This window comes from Pseudomonadota bacterium, from assembly GCA_030860485.1.
In the GTDB taxonomy this organism is placed as follows: Bacteria; Pseudomonadota; Gammaproteobacteria; order JACCXJ01; family JACCXJ01; genus JACCXJ01.
The window spans coordinates 1-16,404 of record JALZID010000293.1 but is presented as its reverse complement, the minus strand read 5'-3'; the positions used below and the strand labels follow the sequence as shown (position 1 = coordinate 16,404).

Here is a 16,404-nt window from a genome sequence, read left to right as displayed (position 1 = left end):
CCTGCGCCACCCAGTTGCGGATCGCCTGCGCCGTCGGCTCAAACTCCCGCGCCAGCTCTTCCGGGTTGCGGCCTGACCGGACCAACTCGACCATCTGTCGCCGGAACTCCGGCGCATATGCACTTCTTCGTTTCGACATCGTGGACTCCTCCTTCCCAAAAGGTGAAGTGTCCACGAAACGGGGTCAACTCCACGTCCGGTGTTTGTCGTTGGACGCCATGATCTTGCACCAAGCGCGTCGCGATCTCGTGCGTGCCGAGCTCATCGCTTATGAAACGCCCCTTTACCAGGTCTTGGCACTGGAGCTGGCTCGCGCGAATGAAGACGCTTTCACCTTCCAGGCCTTCTCCTGCGAGTACATCGCGAATCTCCTCGAGTCACTGCGGCGCGAGCCACACCAACAATTATCAGAGGAGCAAAGCGAGCACCTGATCGCAATGGGTGAGGATATCGCAGAGCTCTGGCAACATCCGAACGCTTGGGCGGTAATGAAGAAACGGATCTTGCGTACCGTGCTTAAGGAAATCGTGGGGCGGATCGTCGAGCATCGCATTGCAATAGTATTGCACTGGCGCGGGGGCGATGATACAGACCTTGAATTCGCTAAGAACGGCACGGGGCAGCACCGCTGGGTGACCGAGCAGGATATCGTTGAGCTCGTCCGCTCACTTGCCCGGCAAATGCCAGACGGATTGATCGCATCAGTACTCAATCGGATGGGGAAACGCACTGCGCATAGTCGGACGTGGACCAAGATGCGTGTCTGTTCGCTACGCAACGACCACAGTATCGCCGTATATCGCCAGGGCGAACGCGAAGAGCGGGGCGAATTGACACTGGAGGAAGCAGCCGCTTATCTTGAACAACGTCATGACCCTACGTCGTATGATCGCACGCGAGGAGATCCCAGCCGCACAGTTTTGCGCCGGCACTCCGTAGGTGATCCGCCGTGCGGACCTTGAGGCGTTCAAAAGCTGCTCGCCTCCGCTAACAGCAAATGCAAATCAGCTTGGCGTTGATCTTCAATGACATAGTAAGGTGTGCATCATGTCAGGTACTCGGGTGGCCCGAGAATAATGAGATTCTCGCCGTGCTCGATGAAGTGGCAGTTCGACAGTTGCTAGATCTGTTTCTTGTCGAGCGAGGGCTGATAGGCGAAGTCGAAGGACTCCAGTCCCTTGACGAAGGGGAAGCGGGCGAGGCTGGTGCGCATGGTGACGTGCAGGCGTTCCAGTTGGGCGGCGGTCATGGCATCACCTCCAGGCCGACGCGTTCCAGCAGCTGCTCGTAGACACTCAGATCACGGCGATAACGGTACCAAGTGCATCCATAGGTTGAGTGTAAAGAAGTGTGCCGCCGGGAGTTCCGCGTGCCCCGCACGTATGCAGAGCACGAGGTATTGTTAGGTCGTTGTTAGTAAAGTAATGTGATCTGGCACATGAGGACGTACTGGGTCGAGCATCGGGCCCACACGGCCTCCCCCTCTTCGTGTCCGTCGCGGCTGGCACATCCGCTGGGAGTTCCGCACCACCGATCACACCGCATCTCGCCGGTGAGCGGCTCGGGCTCAGACGGGCGAAGGTTACACCCGGCGAGCGCCTCCTTGCAGGACATGATAGCGTGTAGAATGAGGATCGTGACGTACAGTTGCGCGTTTTGCGGCGAGGACAACGACGTTTTGGTTGACCCGATCGGGGGACGCCGCCGGACCTTCACCGAGGACTGCGCGGTCTGCTGCCGGCCCAACCTCATCACGCTCGCCTTCGGGGATGACGGCACCGTGTGCCTCGACGCGGCTCAAGAGTATAGAAGCGTGAGCACCGAGGCACCCCAGCTCTCCTCTACGATGCTGTTCTTCATGAAGGTCTTCTTCCCGAAGTTCTGGGGCTCGCTCCGCGGACAGCCAAATCAATATACAATGTTTTAATTTGTAATGTTCATCGTGGGCCCTCCTTGTTTCTCTTGATGGTTGAAACCATTTCCATCGTGGCCCATCCCCATAGGAAAAGAGGGATGGGGCCATTGCATCATTGGCTAATAGGCGGCCCCTTTAGTTACTTGCTTGCAGCGATCGATAGTCTCTTGGGTGCCATCCCAAATCTTACTTGCGCCAACAATGTTCGGCTTCGATTTGATTGTGTATTTGATCGCGCTTGCTGCCGGATCAAGATTGAAACCCAAAGTAACCGTCCCGATCAAGGACACCTTGGTAACGGCCTCCCCTTTGTTGCCATTCGCGGAAATGTAGTCGGTGTTGTGTTCTTTCTTACTGGTAGCCTTCACGCACTCAAAAACCGCTGGCGTGACGCCGGAAAAAGTCTTGCTGTCACCCACAACCGGCGTTGCAGCGGCCGGTTGGGCGAGCGCGACGAGACAACAAACGCTTAGGACAACGGCAAATCCACCATTCATGCTGGCCATGAAGAAGTGGCCCGCGCGACACGGCAAGCGCGAAAACATCTGTTCAACTGGTCGTGTGGTGGTCTGGTCTATCAGAGAAGATGTTGTCATCACGATGTTTCCCTTAACTGATTGATCCTACAACTCATATCTCGATCCGTCCTCAACGCTCTTACACACGACCATCCTAATCTAATCAGGCCGCCCTTGTGCGTCACGTGCGCACCGAGGGGGACCTCGGTGCCAATCTGGTTCGCCGGTTGCTCGGCGCGCTACGATCTTCCGCCGCGCCGCGGCGCCGTGCCTTCTCCATGAACAGAAAAAACGCGTAGAGACAGCGCAACGCGCGGCCTGGCCGCGCGTACAGGTACCCGGATCGCAAGGCCGCGCGCTGCTCGCGGAAACCCCCGTACCCGGCGGGATAGAGCTCGGCGCGTAACACCTCGATCACCGGACCGCGTGGGATCTGATGGCGCGAGGCATAGATCACGGTCATCGCCAGGTAGATGAGCCGGGTGTGACAGTAGAACCTTTCCGGATGGATCGGTAACCGGCGCGGCAGGGCCCAGAGTTCCGGCACGAGTGGGTGGAGGCCCGCCCAGTCATAAAGGTTCAGCATCGCAAGCCAGAACTTACCCCAGCTCACCGTCCGCTATCGGGAGGGGGGAGCGGTGCGAACCTCCCCGGTTCCACGCGAGAGAGGGGCGCCGGCCGCTCAGGATCCCCAGAACCAGCCACCTCAAGCGCCCGAGCAAGGCGCCGGCGACCCGGCCGGCGTGTCCCCATTGGCCGCTCCGCCAAGCGGCCCCGCCCAAGCCCCGCAGGGCCCGGCCTAGGGTGCGGGAGAAGGCCCAGGCAAAGGGGACCACCCGCGTGTCCCGGCAGGCGAGATAGCCCATCGTGCGGGTGCGTTCGGCCGCCCGTCCGCGCCACATCGCGTAGATGGCCCGGCGGGTCGCGACGGCCTCGTCGCCGCTGTCCGCCAAGGCTTCATAAAGCCCGACGGCCAAAAGCTCCGCCACCCGGCTGGCCGGCCGGCGCCGGGCTCCATACTCCGCCACGCTCTGGCAGTGGGCCAGGCACAGGGCGTCCTTGAAACCGAGCGCCATGCCGACGGCGGTCAGGGGATGGTGGTAGCCGACGGCATCGCCCACCAGGAACCGATCGCCGCGACCATAGACCCTGCGGCCACGCACGCCGTTGGCCGCGCCCTCGAAGGCCCCGGCACAGAGCACGGCGCGAAACGGCGCGCGCAGGGCCCCCGGCAGCACATCGGCATAACCATCCCACAGAAAGGCCACACGTTCGCGGCCCGCGGGGCCGTGCAGGGGCACGTCCAGGATCAGGCGCACGTGACGGGGGGCGATGCGATAGGCCAGGACCGGACCGGGGCCGCCCAGTAACACATGCCCATAGCCCTCGAACGGGAGCTCGGCGTCGGGAAGCACGAGACCCACCATCCGGGAACTGATGGACCGTGCGACGGAAAGGCCCAGGCTGGTGCGCACGATGGATCCGCGACCATCCGCGCCCACGATGCGATCGGCGGTCAAAAAACCGCTGCTGCCGTTCTCGGTGTAATACAGGGAACGGCCCTCGATGCGGCGCACGCGCACGCCGGGCCGGTACTCGACCCCGGAGTGCGAGGTGGCAGCAAGGCGCAGCGTTTCCACCAGCGCCTGGTGCCGGCAACTGTACCCGAGGGCCCCATCGCCGTAGGGCAGGAGGCAGGGCGCGGAGCCGTCGTCGGGAAACACCACGAAGCCCTGGCCGCGGGCGTGCTCGGGGATCTCGCTCGGCAGATCGATGCCGAGCTCGCGCAACACCTGGATCGCCGGGGGGTGGAGCCACTCGCCCGCCAGGCGCCGGGCCGAGCTCGGATTGGCCTCGCACAGTGCCACACGGACCCCCCGCCGCGCATGGGCCAGGGCCGCGACCGCGCCCACCGGCCCGGCGCCAACCACCGCCACATCGTAATGTCGGGCCACGCTCGCTGTCACAGGCCGCCGGAAAGAGGGAGGGGACGGCGCCGGTAGCGCACCCGACACGGCGGGCGCGGCCCGGTGACCCAGCTACCGTAATCCGGCGCGGGTGGCGGCGAGACGAGCTCCAGATCGAAACGCGACAAGAGCACCGTCCAAAGCGCCTTGATCTGCAGGTAGGCGAAGTGCATCCCAAGGCAGCGATGGTGGCCGCCGCCAAAGCCGATCAGGGCATGGGCGGACTGCTTGTGCTCCTCGCGCGGCGGGGCGAAGCGCTCGGGATCGTAGCGCTCGGGGTCCTGGAACACGGTCGGCAGACGGTGCGACAGGGCCGGCGAGACCAGGGCCATGGTCCCGGCCGGGAGGTGAAATCCCCGGTAGTCGAGGTCGCAGAGGACCTTGCGCACCAAGACGATGAGCGGCGGGTGCAGGCGTTCGCCCTCACGGACGGCGCGCTCGAGGACGGTCTGCCGCTTCAGGGTATCGAGGCTCAAGTCCTGGCCCTCTGCGTACTCGCCCTCGATCTCGGCCAAAACGCCGGCCAGGTATTCCCGGTGCCGCAAGAGATCGATCCCGACCCAGGCGGCGAGCACGGCGCTCGTGTGCTGGCCGGCAAACAACGCCGTCAGCAAGAGCCCGGTGATCTCCTCGTCGCGGAGCGAGCGCCCATCGGCATAGCGCGCCTCCATGAGCGCCTGCATGAAGTCGGGTTCGCGCCTGCCGGCCCGGCGCCGCTCGGCCAGGATGCGGCCCATCAAGTCGGCCACCCGGCGGCGGGCGCGGTCACGGCGCCGGTGGCGAGGGATCGGCAGCTTCGGGAGAAAGAAACCCAGGGTATTGATGCCGCCCTGCAGGTCATGATAGAGGGGCGCGAAATCGGTCTCGAGGCTGGCCCGGATCTCTTCGCCCAAGAGGCAGCGGCTGGCGATGTTGATGGTCAGCTCGTTGGTCACTTGCGGGAGGTCGATCTCGCCCTCCTCTGCCCAGTGCCGGGTGTAGGCTTTGATCTCCTCATGCATGAGGCGGGCGTAGCCCTGCAGAGAGCCGCCCTTGAGCAGGGATGCGAGGAATCCGAGTTGCTCGGCCATGAGCTCGGGGGCGACATCGTACGCGACCCCCTTGCCGAAGATGGGTACCGTGAACTGATACACCTCGCGGGCGCTGAGCTGCCGGTCGGGGGCGTGGAAGTAGGCATCATGGGCCTCCGGTCCGGCGAATACCACGAAGGCCCGACCGGCGAGCCGGATCTGAAACACCTCGCCGTATTCCTGCCAGGCGCTCTCCAGCAGGGCCACCGGGTCGCGGTGGAAGGCCAGCGCCTGCCCGAGGATCGGCCACCCGTCCCGTGCCCGCGGGATCGGTCGAGGGCGTATCTCCCCAGGGCGTATCTCCCCAGCGCGTATATCAGTTGTATCGGTGCGCATTTCCATCGTTCAGTACACGAGCGGCAGCAAGCGGAACGGCACGCGGCGCGTGTATTGGGTCCAGAGATCGCCGTACTTGGCGTGGCAGCGGCGCTCATCGCGCCGGGCGCGGTGGATCAAGAGGACACAGAGCCAGGCCGGCAGCAGGTAGGGCACGGCCGAATCGAAGCCGGTCGTGAGCGCAAAGGCCAGGTAGATCGCGATCTCGCCCGAGTAGTTGAGATGCCGACCCAGGCCCCACAGTCCCGAGACCAGCAAACGCCCGCCGATGGTCTCGGCCGGCCGGCCCCAGATCCGGGTGGCCGGGTCGAGCTTGAAACGGTGCTTCTGGCCATTGGCCCCACGAAAGAGGCAAAACCCGAACAGGAAAAGCCCCGTGAGCCCCACCACGGCGGAGGACGGGAGCGGCTCGAGCCCGTGTACCAGGAACCATCCCGGCAGGGAATAGAAGAACGGCACCAGGACATAATCGCCCCAGATCAACATCCCACCGAAACGCTCGGCAACCATGTCCCAGGTATGGAGCATCCCGTACTCGAATTGGAAATAGTTGAAGAGATAGACCAGCGTGAAGCCCTGATAGAGGACCATGGCCGTCGACAGCCTCCCGTAGGTCTGGTACTGCACCACCGCAAAAGAGGCATTCAATAACCCGAGGCCGATGAGGGAGGGGCGGTAGCTGAAGAGCTTGAGATCGATCCCGCAAAGCCGGGGGTTCAACGCGCGCCCGAAGAACAGCTCTCGCAGCATTCCGTTCCGAGGCGGTGTCGCCCGGGCCATGAGGAATACCGCGCCGGTCAAGGCCAAGGCCCACACATTGGCCGCGCAGAAGAGCGCCGGGAAATGCCGGTTGAGCGTGGCCAGGGAGTACCCGCCGAGCCACTGCCCGAGCACCACGATGAGCCCCGTCAGGAGGAAGAGCCAGAGCCCGTTCAGGACATAGCCGGGTGGTGCACCCGAGGGTGGCCCTTGGTCGTGTAGGGAGCGGCCGAGCGCCCGCCGCCCCGGCACGACGCGCGAGCCGATGAACAAGAGACCGGTGAAAAGCACCACACCGCCCAGCGCCTCGGCCAAGGTGGTCAGGCCGATCGCGGCGTTCGCGGCGGGCATGCGGGCTTAGAGTGCCGACGGCGACGGCACTCGCCGCGCCGCGCCGGAAGGCGCGTCGAGACTATCCAGATACGCCTGCCATTTGCGGACCGTGACCTCCTGGAACGCGCGTACGGCCGGGTTGAGCTCCGCGATGGGCGCGGTCCAGTGCTGGGCGTAGGCGCTCTGCTCGGCCTCGACCGCCGAGCGATCCTGGTCCAGGAGCGGCGCGATCAACCATCGATTCGCGATCCAGAGCACCCAATCCATGGCGCCGCGCGGGATCGGGATGCCCGTAAACGGGATCTTGAACGACTTGAAATAAAACAGGAAGAACATCCGGGTGCGGTGCTCGTCGATGGGAAGGACGAACAGCCAATGTTTGATTGCGTCATCGGTGTTGGACCATTGGTAGGGATACTGGTAACAGAGCTCCATATGGTTGGTATTGATGCGTCGATGGTCCACGAACAGCCCCGAGATCCGGCCGCGCCCGACCTCCGTGTCGTAGGCCACATGGACATTGTCGCCCACGGTCTCGCAGCGGAGCAGTCGCGCATCGCCGAACGGCCGGTATTTGCGGTGCAGGTGCGCGTGGGTGAAATCGCTGACGTTATCGATGATCATCGAATGATGGGCGGTCCAGGTGAAGGACAGCGGCCGGCAGGCCCAACGCCCCGGCCCTTCCAGCTCCGGGATATCGGGGACGGTCCGCCCCTCGGCGAGCGCGGGATCGCCGGGGAACAACCACACGAGCCCATAGCGGACACGCACGGGGAAGCTCGCGACGCGGAACTCCGGCATGGCCTTGCCGAACAAAGGGTGCGGAATGCTGGCCACGCGCCCCTCGCCATCGTAGCTCCAGCCATGGTACATGCACACCAGACGGCAGCCCTCCACGCTCCCCAAGGTGAGCTTGAGCTGGCGGTGGGCGCAGCGGTTTTCGATGGCGTGGAACTCGCCGTTCGCTGCGCGGAACAACGCGATGGAGCGCTTCCAGAACACCACCTCGAGCACCTGAGCGGGTTGGATGCGGTCCGCAAACTCGACGGCGTACCAGTAGTTAGGATCCAGGCCGGTGGCGCGGACCTTCTGGCGCATGTTGCGACCCTCCGCGAATGACGGTGGCGGGGTCGTGGCGGCATCGTAGCGCAGAGCCATGCTCAACTCCGCGCCTCTGCGGGCAGCCCTTCCTCGGGTGCGAGCGGCTGGGCGCCGGGCGCGCGTGCCGCTCGATGGGTGATGGCGCCGCGCGCGTGGTGAAAGGCATAGGCCTCCGCTACCGCCTCGCGGATGCCGGTCGGCCGGTATCCGAGCTCGGTCCTCGACTTGGTGAGATCGGCATGCCGGCATTTGCGTAACAATCGGATGGCACCGGGTGTCAGGCGTTGCGGGCGCTGGGGATGGAGACGGCTGAGATAAAAACTCGTGATCTCCGAACAGGCGAGCATGAGGGGCGCCGGCAGGCGGCGGCAAGCGCTGGCCACGCCGGACACCTCTGCGAACATCCCGAGCAGCTCATCGAGCATCAAAAACTCGGTACTGAAGATGTATTTATGCCCGGTCCGGCCTCGGTCCATACAGAGCAGATGACCGGCCACGATGTCCCGCGCCGCCACGAACTCGAACCCGCCGCGGATGTAGGCGCGGAGCCTGCCGTTGACGAAATCGCACAAGGTGCGGCCGAGACGCGAGGGCAGGAAGTCGTTCCCGCCGACGATCGCGCAACAGGTCGCCATCACCACATCGAGCCCCTCGATGACCGCTTTCAGGCATTCGTGCTCGACCAGGACCTTGGAGCGCTCATAGGGCATGAGGCGTTCGAAGGGATAGACCTGCAGGGTCTCGTCGCTGGGCGCCGAAGGGTCATCGAGCCGATGGCCCACGGCGCTGAAAGAGCCGGTGACCACCACGCGCACCACGCCGACCTCGCGGGCGGCGCAGAGCAGGTGGTGCGTCCCGAGGACGTTGCACTCGTAGATCTCGCGCCGGTGCGCGGCGTCGCCGTCGATCGTCGAGACCTTTGCTGCGCAGTGATAGACATGCGTGCATCCCGCCACCGCCGCGCGGGTAGCGGAGAGATCGCGCAGATCGCCGTAGACACGCTCGACCTCGAGACCCTCCAGCGCGGCCTCATGGCCCCGGTCGCGCACCAGGACGCGGACCTTGTGCCCCTCGTCGAGCAGCCGGCGCACCAGGTTCGCGCCGAGGTGACCCGCGGCGCCTGTCATCAAGACCAGCCGTTCCCCTCCCGCTTTCCGCATTCTCAGAGTTTCTCGATCACTTTCGTCCCGCTCGCTTTCGAAGTCGTGCAAGGGGCCGGCCTTTCCACTTTTCCGTCAAACACCGCCCAGGATACACGATCGAAGGACATTGGTTGACAAAAACAAGCCGGCTCGGCGACATTATAGCCATAAAAGACACACCGAATTATTACACATGCCGAAAGGCATCTTGTGACGCCAGTCTCACCGCCGAAACGGATGTCGACCGCCCCGACCGCCACCCCTCGAGTGCCGCAAGGCGTCGCCTGGGTTGCCGAACGCTCTGCCCGGCATCCCTGGGGCGTCCTGGCTTTCGCGCTAGTATTGTCGATCCTGTCGGGCTTGGCCAGCGCGCGCCTGCCGGTATACACCTCCCGTCAGGCGCTGCTCCCAAAGGACACGGAGGTGGCCAGGCGCCTGGACAGCTTCTTGACGAAGTTCGGGGCCGCTTCGGATCTGATCGTGGTCCTGGAGGGCGTCCCGCGCGCGGAGCTCACGTCCTTCGCCACCGAGTTGGCGGCCGAGTTGCGCGCCGAGCCGGCCATCGGTCAGGTCGCCGAGCGTCTCGACCCGCGCTTCTTCCTGGAGCACGCCTACCTGCTGATGCCGGCCGAGCGCCTGGATCGGCTCGGCTCGCTGATGACTGGGCCCGGCCCGCCACTCGGATTGGACGAGTCGCTGCAAAAGGCCATGGCCTGGCTCAAAGACGGTCCCCACCGCATCGACCTCGACACCGCCGGGGACATCGCGGAGACCCTATCCGCGCTCCTCGAGGAGTGGCGCCGCTGGCTGTCCGCGGATGAGATCTCTACCGGCCTCGACTGGAACCGCCTGCTGGCTCGTTAGGGGGCCGAGGGCATGGCCGACGGCTACTTCGCCGCACGCGACGGGCGCATGGTGTTCCTGTTCGTCCGTGCCCGGAATGCGTCGCAAGACTTCGAGGTCCTCGGGCCTTTCATCGACCGGGTATAGGCGGTCGCGGCGGCCACCGCCGCGAAGGCCGGGGCGGCCGGTCGCACGCCGCCCCGGGTGGGGCTGACCGGGCTGCCGGCCATCGAATACGAGGAGCACACCGCCGTCCGGAAAGACATCACCTTGGTGATCGGCACCGCCGCGGCGCTCATCGGGCTCTTGATCCTCGTGGTGGTACGGAGTGTCCGCTGGCGCTCTGCATCTTCGTCCCGATGGGGTTCGGGGCGCTGTGGGGCCTGGCGCTGGCGTCGCTCACGGTCGGTCACCTGACCCTCATGACCTCCGCCTTCCTCGCCATCCTGTTCGGCCTGGGGGCGGATTATGGGATCTTCACCTCGTCGCGGATCACCGAGGAGCGGCGCGCCGGGAAGCCGCTCGTGGAGGCGATTGCGATCGGCATAGGCTCGTCCTTCCGGGCCGTGCTCACCGCGGGCGGCGCCTCGCTCGCGATCTTCAGCGCCCTGGGGACGGTCGATTTCCCGGGCTTCGCCCAGCTGGGGGTGGTGGCGGCCGGGGGCGTCTTGATGATCCTGATCAGCACCTGGATGGTCCAGCCGGCGCTCTACGCCCTGTTGCCGCCCAAGCGGGCGACCGGTTTTCCGACCACGCATCACGTGTTTTCGAAGGCCATCGTGGAGGGCTTCATCCATGGGACGCTGCTCGCGGTGGTAGTGTGTTTGATTTGGCTGATCCTGATGCTGCGGAGCCTCACGGGGTTCGTGCTGGCGTCGCTGCCGCTCTTGATCGGCGGGGGCTGGATGCTGGGGGCGATGTCTCTCTTCGGCCTCGACTACAACTATGCGAACATCATCGCCCTGCCGCTGGTGATCGCGCTGGCCGTGGACTACGGCGTGTGGTTCAGCCACCGCTAGCGCGAGCTGAAGGACCAGACGCCGATCGAGATCACCAGGATCGCCGGCAAGGTGATCGCGCTCGCGGCCGGAACCGAGCTTGCCGGGCTCGGCGCCATCAGCGTGGCCGACTACCGTGGCGTGTCCACCATGGGTATCGACATCACCATCGGGCTCGTGTGCTGTCTCATGGCGACCCTGTTGGTAGCACCGGCCATCGCCCAGTTGCTGGATCCGAGGAGGCCGGCATGAGGGACAGAGCGATCTTTCTATCACTGGTAGGCCTATCCCTGGTGGGGATATTCCTGGCGGCCCGACTGCCGACCGTCCTCTTGCCGGTCGCGGCCGCCGAGCCCACCCCGATCGTGGTGTCCACCCGGGCGGAGCGGTCGACGAGAACGATGCCCGCGGGGCCGTGGATGCCATGCTTCGGGTGGTGGAACGCCTGGGCCGGTGGCCGGAAAAGAGCTTCACCGGTTTTTTTATCGCCGAGGCGGACGAGTGCAAGAGGCTCATCGGCGAGAAGCAACCGGGCTTCGCGATCACATCGCTCGGGCTTTATCTGGAATTACGCGCGGAGCACCATCTGATCCCGCTGGCCCAACCCCGCATCAACGGGAGTAATACGGAGCGCATTCGAGTGGCGGTCCAGGAGGACAAGTACAAGGGCCTGGAGGATCTCAAGGGCAAGTCCTTGGGCGGCACCGTTTTGGCGGAGCCGGACTTCGTCCGCAGGATCGTCTTCGCCGGGAAATACGACCCGGCGAGCTTCTTCGTCCTCAAGCCATCCAAACACGCCATCCGGGCGCTGCGCGCCCTGGACAAAGGGGAGCTGGACGCGGTGATCCTAAACGGGCAGCAGTTCGCCGCATTGGGTTCGCTCGATTTAAGCAAGCCGATCGAGGACATATTCACCTCGGAAGAGATCCCGCCCATGGGCGTGGTGGCCAACGACAGGACCGGCGGCGCCGCGGACCGTGCCCGCTTCGCCCGGGCACTCGAGGGCCTGTGCGCCGACAGTGATGGGAAGAAGCTGTGCCAGTTGTTCGGCGTGGAATCATTCGCCACCGTGGATCCCGTCGTGTTCGAGCCGATGATCGAGTTGTGGGATGGCGGGAAGTAAACCCTTGCGCGGCGCCGCCTTCCTGTTCGCGGTCGCGGTGGGCCTCCTGGCCGGTTGTACGACGCCGGACGGGGTCCGGTTCGGGCGGCGCTCGAGCTGTCCCGAGCCGATCGTCGAGATCCTGACCGTCCGCCCGAGCGAGCTCGGCCCATGGAGTGAGACCGATACCCTGGAGTGCGCCCTGTCCTGGCTGCAGGACACCGACGACCCGACCTTGCGCCGTAGCGCGCTGGGCAGCCGTTTGTCCCTGCATCTGGCCGAGCGCACCCCGGAGGCCGACAAACGTGAGAACCTCGCCGCGGAGGGCGTCCGTTTCGCCGAAGCGGCCGTCGCGCTCGGCGCCGATGGAGACGGCGCGGTGCATTACTACCTGGCGGCGAACCTCGGACTCGTGATCCGCGACCACGTGGCTCTGGCGATGGAAAATCTCCCGCGGCTCCAAGGCGAGATGCAGCGGGCGGTGGACCTCTCCCGGAGATCGACGACGGCGGGCCGCAGCGAGTGCTTCGGGATCCTCTACCTCAAGGCCCCACCCTGGCCGACGGGCTTCGGCGATAGCGAAAAAGCGCTCGAGTTACTCCAAGCGGTCGTCGAGAAACACCCCCGTCACCCGCTCAACCGCCTGTTCTACGCGGAGGTCCTCTGGGAGGCGGATGCATCGAGCCCCGTCGAGCGCATCGAGGCCGAGCTGGCCACCGGGATGAGGCTCCTGGCGGAGGGAAACGGGGGTTACAACCGAGCGCCCTGGAAAAAAGAGTTCGACCGGTTTCTGGACGATATCGGGGGATCGGAGCGATAGATCTTTTTATTCGTGACGGATATTTCATTCCCTCAGCCGGCGTCCGGATTCAGTGCAGCGCGCGGTCCAGGCCGTACACGAGTCCGATCCCGAGGACCATGAGCGACACCTGGTGGACCGAGTCCCGGAGCGCGGTGCGGGCGTGCAGCCCGGGGATGAGATCGGCGACCGCGACGTAGATGAAGCTGGAGGCAGCCACCGCGAGGACATAAGGCAGGGCGGCTTCGAGTTGCGAGAGCCCGACCCAGGCGCACAGCGCGCCGGCCACCGTGGTGAAGCTGACGGCGAGGTTATAGGTGAAGGCCCGGCGGCGGGAATAGCCACTGTGCAGGAGGATGGCGAGATCGCCGACCTCCTGCGGGATCTCATGGGCCGCGACCGCGAGGCTGGTCACGACGCCGAGCCGCACATCGGACAGGAAGGCGGCGGCGATGAGCACGCCATCGACGAAGTTGTGGATCGCGTCCCCGACCAGGATCAAGGTGCCGACGGCGACGCGCGTATCGGCGCCGGGGTTGTCGGTGTGGCCTTCGCAGTGCTCCTCGTGGCAATGTCGCCAGATCACCATTTTCTCGAGCAGGAAGAAGAACACGAGGCCCGCGAGAACCGACAGGGTCACCCAGTGCGCGCCGTCCCGGGCCACGCTATCGAGGGCCTCTGGCAGGAGCCCCAGAAACGCGGCGCCGAGCAGGGTGCCGGTCGCGAGGCTGATGAGATGCGGCAGGAGGCGGGTGCGCCGCTCGTCGCCGAATAGCAGAAACACACCGCCGGCGGCCGCGCTCAGGACCCCGCCGAGCACACTGAAGGCGATGATCCACCCGAGCGTGCTCATGGACCGCTACAGCCAGCGCCGCACGCGGGCCTGGTAGTGGCGATACTCGTCCCCGAACCTCCGTTCCAGGTAACGCTCTTCGCGAGAAATGACGCCCCGCTGCATGACCAACAGCAATCCCGGCAACAGCATGACGGGCCATACGGTATTCACCACGACCGCGGCCCCGAGGTAGGCGAGCGTGAGGGCTATGTACATGGGGTTGCGGGAATAACGATAGGGTCCCGCGGTCACGAGTGTGGTGCTGGGGCGATAGGGGTTCACCGGCGTACCCGCACGGTTGAGATATGCCCCACCCAGGGCGAGGACGCCGAGGCCGGCGGCCAAGATGGCCCAGCCCAGCCAAGCGGCCGAGGCGTCGGGCCGTAACGAGGCGGGATAGCAGCGATCGAGCGCATATCCCATCGCAAACACGGCAACGTAGATCAGAGGTGGTGGCGCGATGACGCCCGCGCGATCGGCATTCGACATCGGGCTATTGTACTGGACGCGGTGCCTCCCTCGGATCCGGGGGTCGCGACGACGTCACCGCCACCCGCGATCCGGGTGGCGCCCCGCGCGGGTGGATCGGCATCCGAGCGGCGACTAGCTTAGTGGGTCCCTCTATCGAATCTGCTTCATAAGCCGATGTTTTGGTGGTATTTCTGTCCCGTGTGTTTCGCTGCTGCCCCAAAGCTGCCCCCACGAGGGTGCCGCTACCCCCCCTTATGGGGAGCATTTGCGGGCCGCCGCGGACGAGTTGATCACAGCCCTCCGGTCAGGGCCCATGGCCCTAAAGCCTTCCCCTCCTTCCCTCACCTCCTCCGCTCTACTCCGTCCCAGGTGGCGGTCGATCTAGCAAGCGCATCAGCAACCGCCTGAAGGTGGGCTCGTTCGGGGGGGGCCATGGACGCGATCGTCTGGACCAGGCTGAGGAGTCCTGCGGGATAGGGGACTCCCCTGATCCGTCCCTGCAGGTCGCACCGGGCGTCGCGGCCAAAGGTTAGCCACCGTTCAGTAGTGGCCAGGAACTCAGCGGTCTGCACGAGGTTCTCTGGCTTCAGGCCCTCGGTCTCCCCGCTCTCCCATTGAGACACCGCCTCGCTTGTTACCCCCACAAACCGGGCTAGTTCTGCCGCGGAAAGGCCCGTTTCCAACAGACGCGATGTGATCCTGTCTCCGAGCGTCGCCGCGGCGATGCGGACAGTTGTGTCAGTGCCGATTTCCATGATGATACCTCCTCTTTCCGTTGGTGGCCCCCCTCCGGGGCATTAGTCGGCAAGGAATGGCCCTTCTTCAGCATCCGGACTCCGCCGCGAGCAGCCGCTCGGCCTCCTTGCGGTTGCCCTTGGTGGTCTCTCAATGGCGCCGGCCCTGCTGGTCACGGTAGTCCAGGACCCAGCGGTAGCCTTTCCCCACCAGCCGCTTCCGGATGCAAGCCATTACCCGGCCTCCTCAAGTCCCTGGCACGCTGGGCGAGAAGCAGGCCCTCGATGATCGCCGAGTAGGTGCGCCCTGTGCGCTTCCGTAGATCGGCGAGCGCCGCGGCTCCCTCGGGCTTCAGCACCGCCTCGATGCGCTTCGCGCCCGCCAGTTGACGAAGCAGCAGGCTCCGCGCGGCCCGGGCAGTGCCGGATGAGCCTTTGGGCCGTCGTGTGTTCATAGGTTTCATCATGGCCTCCTGAAGAAGCCCGCCCCCCGCCCCCGAATGAGCGGGATGTTCAGCCTCTATCAAGCTGCTGGTCACGCCTTGCCCCTTCACGGTCTCCCTCGGTTGTCGTCGCCTCTTCACTGTCCAGGGCAGGATTGGCCAGTTATACCCATGTCCCATCGGGCGCCATGGACTTGTCGTCCTCCGTACGAGTAACGCAGCCGCCGTGCAAGTCTTGATATGCAATGGCCTGCTCCAGGTCATCGAATTCCGCAACCGTATCCCGGATCGGCGATCCGTCCGCGTTCCACTTATCCCGTGTGGTGATCGTTACTATGTAGTTGCTCATGGTGGACCTCCTAGTTAAGGTTGCATTGACGCGCATCCAATGATGGGCGCCAGGTGTCTGACAAGCCACGGGGCGCACTATTAGTGCGCTCTCGGCCCGAGACACCGAAGCCCACGAATTCCATTCGGATCGCGATCGGGGTGTTTCTGGGTTAAATCTTGGCCTCCTGAGAGAGCCCGCCCCCGAAGGGGCGGGATGTTTAGCGTCTAATCACGACTGGCCTTGGCTGCGCTCTACCGGACGAGATCCAGCTTCGGCCGGTCCTTCGAGCGGAACGCGGGGTCGTGCGGCAGGCGCCCCTCGATCTCCCTCAGGGCGACGACGGGCTTTCCGGCCCCCGATACGAGATGCGTGATCTCGCGCTCCCGCAGCCAGGCGATCTGCTTGTGCCGATGCTTGTAGCCGGTGAGGAGGATCAGTTGGTCGTCGGTTAGGAACATGTCTGGCCCTCCCCAATATGACCACCTTCGCCGCGCAATCCGATCCGAATGGGAACAGCCCCCGCGACTCTTCGAAAGTAATTGATTCTTTTGGGTAATACGTCCGGTCTTGGTGTGTAATTCTAACGAGGCTTCGCCTCAGACCGACGAGATGTATGTCGTAAGGCCGGGGCGTGGTGCATAATGGAAGGAGAGGCTCCGGTTCGACGGTGAAGAACTGCACGCAGTTCTTGCCAATGATGTAGGCCG

22 protein-coding genes are annotated in these 16,404 nt (G+C 64.8%); 8 read left to right on the top strand and 14 right to left on the bottom strand.

The features are described 5' to 3' along the window. Window positions 1-139, bottom strand: a 139-nt coding sequence (locus M3461_18300; protein ID MDQ3776158.1) for a transposase, incomplete at its 3' end; no start/stop codon positions are given. A 70-nt stretch (window positions 140-209) separates the two neighbouring features. Here M3461_18300 and M3461_18295 point away from each other — a divergent pair. Further along, on the top strand, window positions 210-962 hold the full coding sequence (locus M3461_18295) for a hypothetical protein (protein ID MDQ3776157.1): 753 nt from the start codon (window positions 210-212) through the stop codon (window positions 960-962). Between the two features lie 665 nt (window positions 963-1,627). After that, on the top strand, window positions 1,628-1,927 hold the full coding sequence (locus M3461_18290) for a CPXCG motif-containing cysteine-rich protein (GenBank protein ID MDQ3776156.1): 300 nt from the start codon (window positions 1,628-1,630) through the stop codon (window positions 1,925-1,927). A 107-nt stretch (window positions 1,928-2,034) separates the two neighbouring features. Here the strand turns inward: M3461_18290 and M3461_18285 are convergent, their stop codons facing one another. The 7 genes from M3461_18285 to M3461_18255 all read right to left on the bottom strand — a co-directional run bounded on the left by M3461_18285 (window position 2,035) and on the right by M3461_18255 (window position 9,159). Then, a complete protein-coding gene (locus M3461_18285; GenBank protein MDQ3776155.1) occupies window positions 2,035-2,514 on the bottom strand; it encodes a hypothetical protein in 480 nt (159 codons plus the stop codon). A 100-nt stretch (window positions 2,515-2,614) separates the two neighbouring features. Beyond that, a complete protein-coding gene (locus M3461_18280) occupies window positions 2,615-3,046 on the bottom strand; it encodes a hypothetical protein (protein ID MDQ3776154.1) in 432 nt (143 codons plus the stop codon). Further along, entirely contained in the window at window positions 3,033-4,388 is a 1,356-nt protein-coding gene (locus M3461_18275) for an FAD-dependent monooxygenase (GenBank protein MDQ3776153.1), read from the bottom strand. Before M3461_18275 ends, M3461_18280 begins: the two co-directional genes overlap by 14 nt. An 8-nt stretch (window positions 4,389-4,396) precedes the next feature. Further along, window positions 4,397-5,806, bottom strand: coding sequence for a cytochrome P450 (locus tag M3461_18270; protein MDQ3776152.1), 1,410 nt, complete (start codon window positions 5,804-5,806; stop codon window positions 4,397-4,399). A gap of 9 nt (window positions 5,807-5,815) precedes the next feature. Then, a complete protein-coding gene (locus M3461_18265) occupies window positions 5,816-6,916 on the bottom strand; it encodes an ERG4/ERG24 family protein (GenBank protein ID MDQ3776151.1) in 1,101 nt (366 codons plus the stop codon). A 6-nt stretch (window positions 6,917-6,922) separates the two neighbouring features. Continuing rightward, window positions 6,923-8,056: a Rieske 2Fe-2S domain-containing protein gene (locus tag M3461_18260; protein MDQ3776150.1), complete on the bottom strand. Its 1,134-nt coding sequence runs from the start codon at window positions 8,054-8,056 to the stop codon at window positions 6,923-6,925. A gap of 2 nt (window positions 8,057-8,058) precedes the next feature. Next, the gene (locus M3461_18255; GenBank protein ID MDQ3776149.1) at window positions 8,059-9,159 is read right to left on the bottom strand and encodes an NAD-dependent epimerase/dehydratase family protein; all 1,101 of its coding nucleotides are present in this window, start codon (window positions 9,157-9,159) and stop codon (window positions 8,059-8,061) included. Window positions 9,160-9,378: 219 nt separating this feature from the next. On the opposite strand from M3461_18255, the gene M3461_18250 reads away from it, so the two are divergent. The 6 genes from M3461_18250 (at window position 9,379) to M3461_18225 (ending at window position 12,904) form a co-directional block, all read left to right on the top strand. Further along, a complete protein-coding gene (locus M3461_18250) occupies window positions 9,379-10,005 on the top strand; it encodes a hypothetical protein (GenBank protein MDQ3776148.1) in 627 nt (208 codons plus the stop codon). A gap of 183 nt (window positions 10,006-10,188) precedes the next feature. After that, window positions 10,189-10,401, top strand: a complete 213-nt coding sequence (locus M3461_18245) for a hypothetical protein (GenBank protein MDQ3776147.1) — start codon at window positions 10,189-10,191, stop codon at window positions 10,399-10,401. Then, complete coding sequence (locus M3461_18240; protein ID MDQ3776146.1) at window positions 10,344-11,003, top strand: MMPL family transporter; 660 nt, start codon at window positions 10,344-10,346, stop codon at window positions 11,001-11,003. Before M3461_18245 ends, M3461_18240 begins: the two co-directional genes overlap by 58 nt. A 51-nt stretch (window positions 11,004-11,054) precedes the next feature. Continuing rightward, window positions 11,055-11,234 (top strand): hypothetical protein, encoded by a 180-nt coding sequence (locus M3461_18235; GenBank protein MDQ3776145.1) that lies wholly within the window; start codon window positions 11,055-11,057, stop codon window positions 11,232-11,234. A gap of 172 nt (window positions 11,235-11,406) precedes the next feature. Continuing rightward, window positions 11,407-12,105 (top strand): phosphate/phosphite/phosphonate ABC transporter substrate-binding protein, encoded by a 699-nt coding sequence (locus tag M3461_18230; protein MDQ3776144.1) that lies wholly within the window; start codon window positions 11,407-11,409, stop codon window positions 12,103-12,105. Next, on the top strand, window positions 12,092-12,904 hold the full coding sequence (locus M3461_18225; GenBank protein ID MDQ3776143.1) for a hypothetical protein: 813 nt from the start codon (window positions 12,092-12,094) through the stop codon (window positions 12,902-12,904). Before M3461_18230 ends, M3461_18225 begins: the two co-directional genes overlap by 14 nt. A 49-nt stretch (window positions 12,905-12,953) precedes the next feature. On the opposite strand, the gene M3461_18220 is transcribed toward M3461_18225, so the two are convergent. The 6 genes from M3461_18220 to M3461_18195 all read right to left on the bottom strand — a co-directional run bounded on the left by M3461_18220 (window position 12,954) and on the right by M3461_18195 (window position 16,155). Beyond that, window positions 12,954-13,736, bottom strand: coding sequence for a ZIP family metal transporter (locus tag M3461_18220; GenBank protein ID MDQ3776142.1), 783 nt, complete (start codon window positions 13,734-13,736; stop codon window positions 12,954-12,956). Between the two features lie 6 nt (window positions 13,737-13,742). Continuing rightward, complete coding sequence (locus M3461_18215; protein ID MDQ3776141.1) at window positions 13,743-14,207, bottom strand: isoprenylcysteine carboxylmethyltransferase family protein; 465 nt, start codon at window positions 14,205-14,207, stop codon at window positions 13,743-13,745. A gap of 323 nt (window positions 14,208-14,530) precedes the next feature. Then, window positions 14,531-14,944 (bottom strand): helix-turn-helix domain-containing protein, encoded by a 414-nt coding sequence (locus M3461_18210; protein ID MDQ3776140.1) that lies wholly within the window; start codon window positions 14,942-14,944, stop codon window positions 14,531-14,533. 152 nt (window positions 14,945-15,096) lie between these two features. Then, window positions 15,097-15,378 (bottom strand): hypothetical protein, encoded by a 282-nt coding sequence (locus tag M3461_18205; GenBank protein ID MDQ3776139.1) that lies wholly within the window; start codon window positions 15,376-15,378, stop codon window positions 15,097-15,099. Between the two features lie 151 nt (window positions 15,379-15,529). Next, window positions 15,530-15,715 carry a hypothetical protein gene (locus tag M3461_18200; protein ID MDQ3776138.1) on the bottom strand — a complete coding sequence of 62 codons (186 nt, stop codon included), beginning with the start codon at window positions 15,713-15,715 and terminating at the stop codon, window positions 15,530-15,532. Between the two features lie 233 nt (window positions 15,716-15,948). Beyond that, on the bottom strand, window positions 15,949-16,155 hold the full coding sequence (locus M3461_18195; GenBank protein MDQ3776137.1) for a DUF4224 domain-containing protein: 207 nt from the start codon (window positions 16,153-16,155) through the stop codon (window positions 15,949-15,951). Window positions 16,156-16,404: the final 249 nt, after the last annotated feature.

Coding starts and splice junctions, on each gene's coding strand:
- M3461_18210 (MDQ3776140.1), bottom strand. CDS start 14,944: ATGGAAATCGGCACTGACACAACTGTCCGCATCGCCGCGGCGACGCTC.
- M3461_18265 (MDQ3776151.1), bottom strand. CDS start 6,916: ATGCCCGCCGCGAACGCCGCGATCGGCCTGACCACCTTGGCCGAGGCG.
- M3461_18230 (MDQ3776144.1), top strand. CDS start 11,407: ATGCTTCGGGTGGTGGAACGCCTGGGCCGGTGGCCGGAAAAGAGCTTC.
- M3461_18260 (MDQ3776150.1), bottom strand. CDS start 8,056: ATGGCTCTGCGCTACGATGCCGCCACGACCCCGCCACCGTCATTCGCG.
- M3461_18270 (MDQ3776152.1), bottom strand. CDS start 5,806: ATGCGCACCGATACAACTGATATACGCGCTGGGGAGATACGCCCTGGG.
- M3461_18195 (MDQ3776137.1), bottom strand. CDS start 16,155: ATGTTCCTAACCGACGACCAACTGATCCTCCTCACCGGCTACAAGCAT.
- M3461_18240 (MDQ3776146.1), top strand. CDS start 10,344: ATGGGGTTCGGGGCGCTGTGGGGCCTGGCGCTGGCGTCGCTCACGGTC.
- M3461_18255 (MDQ3776149.1), bottom strand. CDS start 9,159: ATGCGGAAAGCGGGAGGGGAACGGCTGGTCTTGATGACAGGCGCCGCG.
- M3461_18215 (MDQ3776141.1), bottom strand. CDS start 14,207: ATGTCGAATGCCGATCGCGCGGGCGTCATCGCGCCACCACCTCTGATC.
- M3461_18200 (MDQ3776138.1), bottom strand. CDS start 15,715: ATGAGCAACTACATAGTAACGATCACCACACGGGATAAGTGGAACGCG.
- M3461_18290 (MDQ3776156.1), top strand. CDS start 1,628: ATGAGGATCGTGACGTACAGTTGCGCGTTTTGCGGCGAGGACAACGAC.
- M3461_18220 (MDQ3776142.1), bottom strand. CDS start 13,736: ATGAGCACGCTCGGGTGGATCATCGCCTTCAGTGTGCTCGGCGGGGTC.
- M3461_18225 (MDQ3776143.1), top strand. CDS start 12,092: ATGGCGGGAAGTAAACCCTTGCGCGGCGCCGCCTTCCTGTTCGCGGTC.
- M3461_18250 (MDQ3776148.1), top strand. CDS start 9,379: ATGTCGACCGCCCCGACCGCCACCCCTCGAGTGCCGCAAGGCGTCGCC.
- M3461_18205 (MDQ3776139.1), bottom strand. CDS start 15,378: ATGAACACACGACGGCCCAAAGGCTCATCCGGCACTGCCCGGGCCGCG.